Raw genomic sequence first — 11261 nt, forward strand, 5'->3', positions numbered from 1 at the left:
AAATACTTGCCACTACTTGCGTTGAATAGTCTTTCCTACTACTTTTGCACCATGATAACGGAATAAGAAACGCTATCAGAAAGTAAAAAAGGCCTCCATAGCTCAGCTGGTAGAGCAACTGACTTGTAATCAGTAGGTCGTTGGTTCGATCCCGACTGGGGGCTCTTGAAAATCAAGCACTTATAAGGTAAAACTTATAAGTGCTTTTTTATTTGCTACACGTTTTGATACACAACCTAACGGATCAGGGATCAAATCAAAAACTTGTGGAGGGGATAGGGGATCAAGCTGAATTCTTGGGGAATATTAAGCATAGAGTTTGGTAAGCCTGAATAGGAAAAATGGAATATCTCTCACTCCTCTGGATGACGACCTAAAAGCCTTGATCTTCGCATTGAAGGACTCAGCCGAAGCATTCGTGCTTCTGTTATTGAAGAAGTTCAGAATGTCCAGATAGTGGGTTTGAATAGATTTGGCAACGGTTTTGAAAGAATCAAGGCCGCAATCTTCCACTTGATTGTACCAGAGCGCAAGCTTTTTGAAGGCATGTTCTTTTGATTTACAAGTCCTAAAAATTGTCCCTAATCCTGTCGCCAGCTTGTAGGCTTGGTTTATGAGCGGATAACGCTCAAAGAGCAATCTGGAACGCTGGATTTGCGAAGCAGTCCATTTGTCGCAGTGCTTAAATAACAAATAACGGCTTCTGACCAATAGCTGCTTGATTGTATCACCGTTTGCAAGAATTTCAGGTTCGTATGGCACACCTGCCTGCTTTGCAGCTTCAATAGCCTGATTCTCTTGATCCAGAGCTTGCCAACGATGTTTGATCCTGATTTCCTGGACAGCATCATAAGCAAGTTTTTGAACGTGAAACCGGTCTATAACCTTTGCTGCTTTGGAGAAACACCGACTGACTATCATTCCCATATTGGCAGCCATATCCAGTGTTACTTCCCGCACTTTGCTGCGAATACGCTTGGGAATTTTTCGCAAAACCTCAATCACTGATGCTGCTTGCGTACCCTTTATCATTGCCAGCAAAGAGCCTTTTCTACCTTTTGCAGCCTTATTAGTTACAATCGTGTAAAGTTCGCCATTGGATAGTGAAGTTTCGTCAATACTTAAATATGGACCGGTGTTTTCTGGATACAAAAGCCATTCAGCAGCATGCTCGCGCTGACCCCAGTCTTTGTAATCACTGATGTGGTCCTTGTATTGCTGTTGAAGCTGTTTGCCGTCGAGATGAAAGTATTTGCCTAGCTGTGAACAACTGACGGGATTATTATCAATACATTGTTTTTAAAAAATCAGCGAACTCCTTGGTCATCCGAGTTCCCTGTTGCACTACATTCCAATCCCTGCTAACAATGTCGCCGGTGTCCTTGACTTCCCACCGGCGGCGCTTGATACAGAGTGTGACACGTTGGTTACGAATCGGAAAATCCTGAATGTATATCTCGGGTAAAAAGCCTTTGGACTCTAATTTTTGATCCTTGTATTCGGCAGGAGGAAGATTCTTTTCTTCCAGATAGATATTCAGGCCAGTGAGGCCTTCAACTATTTTGGAAAGCTCGAAATAATCGAGGATGCCCTCGGGCAACAGGAAACGGACTAGGGCTTGGTAAGACTCTTGCAATGCTCTTTAAATTGATTCATCGCAAAACAAACAATTATTTTCCTTCCCCCCAACTTTTCGGACTGATCCGGGATAGGGGGGATCAAATCAAAAACTTGTGGAGCGTATAGGATTTATCTAGGATCAAATCAAAAACTTGTGGAGGGGATAGGATTTTTCTAGGTTTGTGTTTTTAATCAAACCATTTTGTTTTGGAGAGTTTCTTGCCGCTTCTTGAGTTAATCTTACCGGATTTTATAATTGAAAACTACTTGCTGACTCACGTAGAGAAGTCAGAAGAGCGCTATCATGTTTATTTGGAAGAGAAGAATTATCCAGAAGGTGACCCAAGAAAAGCCGACTTACTCTCCAAAGGTTATTTTCCCACCATTACTCTACAAGATTTCCCGATTCGAGGTCATAAGGTATTTCTTCATATCAAACGCCGTAGATGGCTCAATACCAGGACTGGAAAAGTGGTTTGCAGGGACTGGACAGAGGTAGCTGAAGGAACGCGGATGACGAGTGAGTTTTCCGCTTTTTTAAAACCGGGCCGCCGGGCGGAAATTGGTGGATACGAGGGCTAACGATGCTTGGAGTATTGGCCGTTTTTATGGGGTCAATGGCAGGGATCTATTACGCCAATATCGTGATTTTCAGAGCGGATTTAAAGACTGGGATCAGCGAGGGCACGCAAAAAAATGGCTTCTCTACCCTCAAAATTTGGGATTACAGCTATCGATAGACGAAACCAGCCTTTCCCGTGGTGAACTTTATACAATACTTACAAACAAAGCAGCCAAAGGCGGGCCAGGAAGCATAGTGGCCATTGTGGCTGGTACTAAGGCCGAAGCAGTTATTGAAGTCATTCGCAAAATCCCCGAATCGCTACGTAAGAAAGTAACTGAAATCACCTTGGACATGGCCGGTAGCATGACTATGATCGCCAAGCGATGTTTTCCTCGGGCTGTGCGCGTCACAGATCGTTTTCACGTGCAAAGGCTAGCTATTGAAGCTTTGCAAGAAATCCGTATTAAACATCGCTGGGAAGCTCTGGACTCAGAAATGATGCCATCGAACAGGCTAAAATAAATCAAATTGAATATCTGCCCGAAGTATTGTCAAATGGTGACACGGTTAAGCAGCTCTTGGCTCGCAGCAGGTACGCACTTTATAAAAAGCCAAATACCTGGACAGAGAGCCAAAAAGAAAGAGCTGAATTAGTCTTTGAGCGCTTCCCTGACCTTAAAAAAGCATATGATCTGGCTCAGGAACTTAGCAATATCTTCACCAATACGACCGAAAAGATTTACGGATTAACTAGGCTTGCAAAGTGGCATGAAAAGGTCAGGCAATCCGGTTTTAAATCATTTAATACGGTCGCCCGATCGATCGAGAACCACTATAAAACTATCGTCAATTACTTCGATAATCGGAGCACTAACGCTTCGGCAGAATCCTTCAACGCAAAGATCAAAGCGTTCAGGAGTCAGTTCAGGGGTGTCAGAAACGTCGAATTCTTCCTTTATCGCCTTACTCAGTTATATGCTTAATCCAAGTTGCTCCACAACATTTGGTCTTGATCCAGTTTCTTGCCGCTTATCGAGTTAATCTTACCGGATTTTATAATTGAGAATTATTTGCTGACCCATGTAGAGAAGTCAGACGAACGTTATCATGTTTATTTGGAAGAGAAGAATTACGAAGAAGCCGATCCAAGACGTTCAGATTTACTCTCCAAAGGTTATTTTCCCTCCATTACTCTACAAGATTTTCCAATTCGAGGTCACAAAGTTTTTCTTCATGTCAAACGTCGCAGATGGCTCAATACTATGACGGGTAAAGTTGTCCATAGAGATTGGAACGAGGTAGCAGAAGGAACGCGGATGACGAGTGAGTTTTCCGCTTTTTTAAAAGTGGTTGGTGGATACGAGGGCTAATGATGTTTGGAGTATTGGCCGTTTTTATGGCGTCAATGGCAAGGATCTGTTACGCCACTACCGTGATTTTCAGAGCGGATTCAAAGATTGGGACCAGAGAGGGCACGCAAAAAAATGGCTTCTGTACCCTGAAAATTTGGGACCACAGCTATCGATAGACGAAACCAGCCTTTCCCGTGGTGAACTTTATACAATACTTACAAACAAAGCTGCTAAAGGCGGAAGAGGGAGTATAGTAGCTATTGTGGCCGGCACTAAGGCGGAAGTGGTCATTGAGGTCATTCGTAAGATCCCCGAGGCTCAACGCAAAAAAGTAACAGAAATAACTCTGGATATGGCCGGTAGTATGACTATGATTGCTAAGCGGTGTTTTTCGCAAGCTACACGCGTTACTGACCGTTTTCACGTGCAAAGGCTAGCTGTTGAAGCTTTGCAAGAACTCCGCATCAAACACCGCTGGGAAGCTCTGGATAGAGAAAATGATGCCATTGAACAAGCGACAGTCACTCAAACCGAATATGTCGCGGAAGTATTGTCAAACGGAGACACCGTTAAGCAACTGTTGGCACGTAGCAGATATGCACTTTACAAAAAGCCAAACACCTGGACTGAGAATCAAAAAGAGAGAGCCCATCTGGTCTTTGAGCGCTTCCCAGACCTTAAAAAAGCATATGATCTGGCTCAGGAACTTAGCAATATCTTCACCAATACGACCGAAAAGATTTACGGATTAACTAGGCTTGCAAAGTGGCATGAAAAGGTCAGGCAATCCGGTTTTAAATCATTTAATACGGTCGCCCGATCGATCGAGAACCACTATAAAACTATCGTCAATTACTTCGATAATCGGAGCACTAACGCTTCGGCAGAATCCTTCAATGCTAAAATCAAAGCGTTTAGAAGTCAATTCAGAGGCGTAAGAAATGTAGAGTTCTTCCTTTACAGGCTCACTCAATTATATGCTTAATCCTAGTTGCTCCACAACATTTGGTCTTGATCCATTTAATTGGCTCATTGTTTCTATTGGTTTAATGTAATATTGCGATTGATTTCTTCAAAAAAATACCCCGATTAATTACAGCAGGATGTAGTGACGGCAAACGTATCCAGAAAGGAGCCAAAAGTTTTTTGTGCTTCCTCCCACACGACTGGGTTAATGCAATAGCATACCCGTGGCGGGTTAATTTCACCCTGAATGATTCCGATCCGTTTCAATTCCTTTAAATGTTGCGATACAGTCGCCTGGGCAAGTTCCAGCTCATCGACCAAATCACCGCAAACACAGGCTTTCCTTGCAATCAGCAGCTGCATGATCGCAACTCTTGCCGGATGCGAAAACGCCTTGGCCAGATCTGCAATCCGGTTCTGTTGCTCGGTGAATATTTCAGTTTTTGTGACTCCCATGATGCAAATATAAAGATCAATTTATTAATTGTAATATTACGATAAATATTTTTTTGTTCGATTATTTCAATCGTATCTTTACGATCTGTTTGAACAACTACTTACTTTAATTAAATATATGAACCTGATCAATTTATTAATTATATCCTTTTTGACTACTGCTGCCACCATGCCATCGCAAAACCTCGACATCAAGAAAGTCTTGAATCCAAAGCTGTCTGCTTACATCAACACCATTAAGGAAGACTTCTCAAAAATACCCAAAGACCGCCTGGCGGAACTTGACAAGATTGCACAATTTATAGAAAAGCAAGTAAAAGCGGCACAACCGGCGCAGCTGACTTATATCTGTACCCATAATTCCAGACGCAGCCATTTCGGACAAATCTGGGCAGCTACTGCCGCTGCCTACTATGATATTCCCAATGTGAAAGCATATTCCGGCGGTACTGAGGCTACCGCATTCAATGAACGAGCTGTTGCTGCCTGTGTGAGAGCGGGTTTTGATGTTGCAAAAATATCAGAAGGCAAAAACCCCGTTTATCATGTAAGCTATGCGGATGGAACTGAACCTGTAAAGGCATTCTCGAAGAAATATAATGACAGTAGCAATCCTCAAAGCAATTTCTGCGCTATAATGACCTGTTCCCAGGCTGATGAAGCTTGTCCTGTTGTAAAAGGTGCTGCTTCAAGGGTTGCCATCCCTTATAATGACCCGAAGGAATTTGATGGTAAACCGGAAGAAGCGGCCAAATACGACGAACGTTGCAAGCAGATCGCGACAGAAACACTCTATGTTTTTTCAAAGGTGAAAATGTGAATTCACTAATGGACGCCAATGCGCAGGCCGATGCGATAGGGCAGAACCCGCACCCACGTGTTGCTGTCGTAAGCGGGTCTGATGGCGGTGTTGGCAAATAGTTCAATCAGGAGGGCTGTTGAACGATTTCCAGTCAGCGTTTTTCCGAGTGTTACTTCTGCATTCATTACCGTGCGATGTAGGTTGAACTGGTAAACGGCTTCCCCGCCAACTCCCCAATGCAAACCTGAAAAGAGTGAAATAGGAGCACTGTATCCGAGTCGAAGTCCGGCCTGAATATGATTTGATCGGTCGGTTAACGTATCGCGTAGCTGTGTAACAATCATGGAACGATCGGGCTGCACTGCTACGGAATACTCGCCATTTGGCACCTGATAACGGATAGCCTGGCCGAATTGACGAAGTACTGCGCCCATCTCCAGTTGTCTGTCGCGAGAAAGTGATTGCTGCCGACCGACGTACAGGTCCCATCCCAACCGCTGTGGCAGCGATGTGCGCAAGTTCTCTAACTGTACAGCGATGTTACCTTCCCTGACTTTCGAATTCATTACACTGTAGCCCAGAAATGGTCCTCCTTTTACTACCCATGTATGCGAGGCGTGAACCGGTTCGGCTTTAATGTTTTCGTTGCTGGCAGATTGTATAGGCAAATGAGGAGGTAAAAGTCCGACAGAAAGATAGGAGATGTGCCGGGCATTTAAAGGCTGCATGTTCCCAATTATATTATCATTGAAATCAGCTGCTAATAATGATGAATCTTTCCCTGATGTAAATTTACTTTTCGCTGGGTCTCGCCAGAAAAAGGATGAATTTATTTCATCAGCATAGCTGATACCTGAGCGAATGCTGTTTTTTAGATTACTTCGGTGACTAGCTTTTGCTATTTGTTCCTTTGGATGAATGTAAGTTCCTTTTGAAGACGTGATTTCGGTGGCATTGACAGCAGGTCGCGGCAAGACAGATACTGGCTCTGTTTGCCTCGGACGACTACTTATCACTTGTTTTTCAACTATCACCTTGCTGGACGCCTTCAAATTCCCGGCGTGAAATTGCCGGTTTATCCAAAATCCTGCTCCCGTCACAATAAGCAACAAAAGCGCGATCGCCACAGCCGTTCGCCTTTTCCTATGAACTGGTTGTGTAGGAGGCGATAATCGCCCTTCAAATTGCTGCCAGGATGTCTCCGGTTCCGGTTCGTAGTTGGCAAATCGTTCCCGGAGCCGTTTCTTAAGTTCGTCGTCAGGGTGCATAAAAAAGGTTGGGATTGCCCTTAATTGTTTTAAAAAATAGCGCCTTGGCCTTTGCGAGTTGTGATTTCGAAGTGCCTTCGGAGATGCCCAGCAACCGGGCAATCTCAGCATGTGAAAATCCGTCAATCAGATACAAGTTGAAAACCATACGATAGCCGGTCGGTAGAAGCGCGATCATCCGCTGAATCTCTTCGATGCTCAGTTGATCGAGAAAGGTATTGAAACTGTTGTCGGCAACTTCGGCAGCCGCCTCGATCGGTACGACGACCGGCTCATGCAACTGGCTGCGATAATGATCAATCGCCGTGCGAATCGTCACTGATTTCACCCAGGCATCCAAGGACTCCACTCGTTTTACCGTATGCAATTGAGCGAAGATTTTTACAAAACTATCAAGCATAATATCTTCTGCCTCTGCGACCGTTCTGGCATATCGTCGACAAAAACCAAGTAAGCGACCCTTGTAATAATCATACAGGGTCGCCTGGGCTTTCCGGTCTTGTTGTTGACAGGCGGTCAATTCATTCGCCGAAATAGGCATCTATTGGCAGGTTAGAGCTTTTGAACAGTCAGGAGCTTACCCTCCGCATCGAACTCTGCGGAGTAATAGGTATCAGTAACCAAAAACAATACAAGATAAGTTGTTACTTTCCCGTCCTTCTTGTTGATCACGCCTTTGGCGAATGTCCAGCCCTCATAATTTTTGTTCAAATAGGCCTTAATCGTGTCGGGTAGCGTGTCAGCCGTTAGTAACTGATTTTCGGATGGATTGGTGATCGGGCCTTCCTCGTACGATTTTAGAACGATTCCCGATCCATCAAAAACGAATGATGTAATGATACCGTCTTTCGTGGCGAAGACATGGTAGGTGGTTTTGCCATCGTCTGTCGAGGCCAGACCCTTTTGAAATGTAAAACCAGCCAATGCAGCTTTCACCGGTTCAGGAAGATCAGTAAATGCAATGCCGTAGCTCACGGCGCTTTCTGTCGGCAAATCCTCAGCGTTTATATTACCGGCATCCACGTCCAAGGTAATGTTGCCATCGGCATCGAACAGCAGCGTTTTTTCTGATTTGACAGCCGGATCAGGTTGTATCGAAACTTTGTAGCCAATCACAACTCCGTCATTCACACTTTTTCCCGCTGCTAAAATGATTGCCTTAGGATAAAGTTTTTGAATGTAAAGGAGTAGAGTAGCCGGTAAATCGGACGCGCCTGTGTCTTCGGTGGCTTCGTAGATTTTCCCGTTGTCGTTCACATATACAGCCATCCGGGCTGCGTCAACTGCAAATTTCGCCTGCCACACCCGATTAGCTTCAATGGGTGTAAACTTTAATGATGTCGCCTTTGGAAATGCCTGAAGTACAGCTGCAATCGCGGCTTGCGGTGCGGAGTCATCAGGCCCGGGAGTTGCTTCGTTTTTGATGTCACATGCAACAAACAGTACGGTAAGGCCAAATAAAAGAATGCGGATCGAATTTCTCATGGAAAACAGGGAAGTTAAGAGTTCATTGATATAGACGAGAAATCGTGAACTGCCGGTTGCCTTACGGGTAATATGAGCGCAAACTTTTTTCCCGTGGGCTTTTTGCATACCTCAAATTTGAGGCGGGTAAACTTTTTGTATGCCCGCAAAGTCCAACTCAAGTATAAAAGCCTTCATGTCATGGCAAGTGCTTTTTTGCGAGTCGTTTTCGCTGTAGACTTCATGAGCCTGGAAATTCAAGTACATGGTTGTCTTTAAAGGCAAGATCAATGTTGGGATGTAGTTCTCTCACAGCGGGCGAGAGTTTTGCACCGATCGTGCTGCGTTCAAATTATGAGGGTCTGTTGACGATTAGCCCTTTTGAGGCTTGTCCGTAAGAACGAAATTTATTTCGGTCAGCAGCCTCAACCCGCTAATAGCGTTTAATATGTCATCTGCCTCCGTGTAGTTGAACAATTAGATATGGCATCGCAACAATATCATTAAAGAAGACGAGGAATCATTGAAGTGAGGCTTTATCGTAAAGTTATTAAAGAACAGTACATAATGGATGCCGGGCATTAATAGCTCAAAAGCTGAGAAGCAAGCCAAATTAGTAAAGACGAAAGTACGAAAGATGACTTTCAAGAGTTGCCTACCTTTGAGTATTGGGAGAAGCAGGGAGTAAAAATATTCTCCTAAATTTGCCACGCAAACTTTGAAAATAAATATAGAGCTAATGGTAAGAACTAGGACAAAATGGCCTTGGAGAGGCATACGGGTGCAAGTCCCGAAACCTATCAAAGTTAGCTCTTTGACGAAGTTTGCGGTGACCTCTCTTTATTTTTCACACTACCCATTGCAAGCGAAGAATTGACGGATTAACTATCTACCACGCTTTTGTTATACCGTTCCCTATATTCCATAGGCGACATGCCCGTTATTTTTCGGAATACTTCCCTGAATGCTTTCAAGTCGGAGTAACCTATTTCATACATTACTTCGTTGATCGTTTTCCGGGTATTTTCAAAAGCACGTTTGGCCGCCTCTATTTTTACACGCTGGGCGTATTCCAATGGCGTGTTGCCCGTTGCCTTTACAAACCTGCGATCAAAATTGCGCCTGCCGATTGAAAACCTGGAAGAAAGCTGGTCCACAGAGATCTTTTCATCGATTTTGCTTTCAATGTACTGCTGGGCTAATTTGATTTCCTCATCGTCGTGTAATTTTTGTCCGCTAAAAATCGTGAAAATGGACTGGAACTCTCTGTTTATTTCAATTTGAAACAACTTTGCGCAAAATATGGCGGTTGGTCGGTCGTAGAACTTTTCGACCAGATGGACCAGCAGGTTCAAAAATGAATACGCTCCTCCATTGGTATAAATTCCGGCCTCGTCCGTGATCGTTCGGTGCGACCGTAGTTTTACATTGGGAAACAATATGCTAAACGTATTTACAGCAGACCAATGCGTAGAACAAACCTTTCCATTGAGTAAGCCCGCCGACGCCAGCATAAACGCACCCGTACACATGGAGGCAAGCTCGGCGCCATTCTTGTACTGGCGCGACAACCAGTCTACCATGGCAACGTTACCGGCCAGGGCGCTCTCGTAATCGTGGGCCAAAGACGGAATGATGATGAGATCAGTTTTATCGAGCGAATTGATATGGGTATGCGGCCTGATGCTCACCAGTCCCTTACTGAATACTGCCTGTTCAGAAACCCCCACGATCTCGACCTCGTATAATGGTTTGTGCCCGTTCTTTTCCCAATATGAGTTCGCTTCTGAAAATATCTCGTAAGACCCTACAATACAGGCAACACTCGACAAGTTGCTCTGGCCGTCCGGCGCGATAATAGCAATGTGCTTCATTGGATTTTTTGACACAATGTTAGGAATTCGATTTGTCTTAAACAACCCGTCATAATGTCTGTATTCCCCTCCGACAAAGTCCTTTTACGACCATAAATTTGTAAAAGATATTTCGGATGTAACAGTCCGTTTGCCAAAGACGATCTATTAACCACTTTAAAATAAACAAAATGAAAAATCAGGATTTCACCACCACCATTTATGTAGATCAGACACCGGCCGAAGTTTTCAATGCCATTTTGAATGTTCAGGGCTGGTGGTCGGGTTTGTATGAGGAGTCATTTGAAGGCGGCTCAGAGAAGATTGGAGACGAATTTAGCTTTCTCGCAGGAGGTGGTGTGCATTACAGCAAACAGCGATTGATCGAATTGGAACAGGACAAGAAAATTGTCTGGCTTGTGACCGAAAGCAAACTCACATTCGTTGAAACCACAAATGAATGGGAGGGTACCAAACTTAGTTTTGAGATTTTTAAAGAAGACGACAAAACTAAAATTGTGTTTACCCACATTGGGCTGGTACCCGAATTTGAATGTTTTGATTCCTGCGCACCCGCGTGGACGGGGTACCTGCAGGAGCAACGGTTGAATCTGGTATAATCACTTTTCTAGTCCCCCAGACCAAGGACAAATAGCAATGGCCCGGATTTTTGTCCGGGCCATTGCTATTTGAAAATGTCATTCCATTACCTGATGAGATCCGGTATCGAAAGGGAAAAGGGGGCTCATGATCTGATGGAGGCCAGAATGAGCACTGGAAAAATTCTGATGATTAATACTCTATAAAATCTATGTGGTTTATATCTTTTTATATATTTGTGCACGAACTAATCAAACACCCCTATGAAACCAGTTATCCTAAGGAAAGATTTTTATTGTTGGCGGTATAGTATTG

At 44.1% G+C, this 11261-nt stretch carries 12 protein-coding genes, 1 tRNA gene and 1 pseudogene; 7 read left to right on the forward strand and 7 right to left on the reverse strand.

The window, feature by feature from the left end; translation table 11 throughout:
* The first annotated feature begins 91 nt into the window (after nt 1-91).
* Nucleotides 92-164, forward strand: a tRNA-Thr gene (locus tag ON006_RS09415).
* Between the two features lie 142 nt (nt 165-306).
* Here the strand turns inward: ON006_RS09415 and ON006_RS09420 are convergent.
* Entirely contained in the window at nt 307-1290 is a 984-nt protein-coding gene (locus ON006_RS09420) for an ISAon1 family transposase (RefSeq protein WP_445440921.1), read from the reverse strand.
* Nucleotides 1286-1636 carry an ISAon1 family transposase N-terminal region protein gene (locus tag ON006_RS09425; RefSeq protein WP_267609907.1) on the reverse strand — a complete coding sequence of 117 codons (351 nt, stop codon included), beginning with the start codon at nt 1634-1636 and terminating at the stop codon, nt 1286-1288. Before ON006_RS09425 ends, ON006_RS09420 begins: the two co-directional genes overlap by 5 nt.
* 191 nt (nt 1637-1827) lie before the next feature.
* Between ON006_RS09425 and ON006_RS09430 the strand changes: the two genes are divergently transcribed.
* The 4 genes and pseudogenes from ON006_RS09430 (at nt 1828) to ON006_RS09445 (ending at nt 4522) form a co-directional block, all read left to right on the forward strand.
* Complete coding sequence (locus tag ON006_RS09430; RefSeq protein ID WP_244825192.1) at nt 1828-2202, forward strand: ISAon1 family transposase N-terminal region protein; 375 nt, start codon at nt 1828-1830, stop codon at nt 2200-2202.
* A pseudogene (locus ON006_RS09435) lies at nt 2186-3168 on the forward strand (ISAon1 family transposase). The gene ON006_RS09430 and the pseudogene ON006_RS09435 overlap by 17 nt, the downstream one beginning before the upstream one ends.
* 39 nt (nt 3169-3207) lie before the next feature.
* Nucleotides 3208-3555, forward strand: a complete 348-nt coding sequence (locus ON006_RS09440) for an ISAon1 family transposase N-terminal region protein (RefSeq protein ID WP_267609976.1) — start codon at nt 3208-3210, stop codon at nt 3553-3555.
* Nucleotides 3539-4522 carry an ISAon1 family transposase gene (locus ON006_RS09445; protein ID WP_445440900.1) on the forward strand — a complete coding sequence of 328 codons (984 nt, stop codon included), beginning with the start codon at nt 3539-3541 and terminating at the stop codon, nt 4520-4522. The genes ON006_RS09440 and ON006_RS09445 overlap by 17 nt, the downstream gene beginning before the upstream one ends.
* A gap of 104 nt (nt 4523-4626) precedes the next feature.
* Here the strand turns inward: ON006_RS09445 and ON006_RS09450 are convergent, their stop codons facing one another.
* Nucleotides 4627-4959 (reverse strand): ArsR/SmtB family transcription factor, encoded by a 333-nt coding sequence (locus ON006_RS09450; RefSeq protein WP_244824242.1) that lies wholly within the window; start codon nt 4957-4959, stop codon nt 4627-4629.
* Between the two features lie 118 nt (nt 4960-5077).
* Here ON006_RS09450 and ON006_RS09455 point away from each other — a divergent pair, with 118 nt between their 5' ends.
* Complete coding sequence (locus ON006_RS09455; protein ID WP_244824243.1) at nt 5078-5779, forward strand: low molecular weight phosphatase family protein; 702 nt, start codon at nt 5078-5080, stop codon at nt 5777-5779.
* A 5-nt stretch (nt 5780-5784) separates the two neighbouring features.
* Here the strand turns inward: ON006_RS09455 and ON006_RS09460 are convergent, their stop codons facing one another.
* The 4 genes from ON006_RS09460 to ON006_RS09475 all read right to left on the reverse strand — a co-directional run bounded on the left by ON006_RS09460 (nt 5785) and on the right by ON006_RS09475 (nt 10367).
* Nucleotides 5785-7029, reverse strand: a complete 1245-nt coding sequence (locus tag ON006_RS09460) for a hypothetical protein (RefSeq protein ID WP_244824244.1) — start codon at nt 7027-7029, stop codon at nt 5785-5787.
* Nucleotides 7019-7570, reverse strand: coding sequence for an RNA polymerase sigma factor (locus ON006_RS09465; protein ID WP_244824245.1), 552 nt, complete (start codon nt 7568-7570; stop codon nt 7019-7021). The genes ON006_RS09460 and ON006_RS09465 overlap by 11 nt, the downstream gene beginning before the upstream one ends.
* Nucleotides 7571-7581: 11 nt before the next feature.
* The gene (locus ON006_RS09470) at nt 7582-8514 is read right to left on the reverse strand and encodes a hypothetical protein (protein WP_244824246.1); all 933 of its coding nucleotides are present in this window, start codon (nt 8512-8514) and stop codon (nt 7582-7584) included.
* 860 nt (nt 8515-9374) lie between these two features.
* Nucleotides 9375-10367 carry a GlxA family transcriptional regulator gene (locus tag ON006_RS09475; protein ID WP_244824247.1) on the reverse strand — a complete coding sequence of 331 codons (993 nt, stop codon included), beginning with the start codon at nt 10365-10367 and terminating at the stop codon, nt 9375-9377.
* Between the two features lie 170 nt (nt 10368-10537).
* On the opposite strand from ON006_RS09475, the gene ON006_RS09480 reads away from it, so the two are divergent.
* Entirely contained in the window at nt 10538-10966 is a 429-nt protein-coding gene (locus ON006_RS09480) for an SRPBCC family protein (RefSeq protein ID WP_244824248.1), read from the forward strand.
* Nucleotides 10967-11261 lie beyond the last annotated feature (295 nt).

It is taken from the genome of Dyadobacter pollutisoli, assembly GCF_026625565.1.
Lineage (GTDB): Bacteria > Bacteroidota > Bacteroidia > Cytophagales > Spirosomataceae > Dyadobacter > Dyadobacter pollutisoli.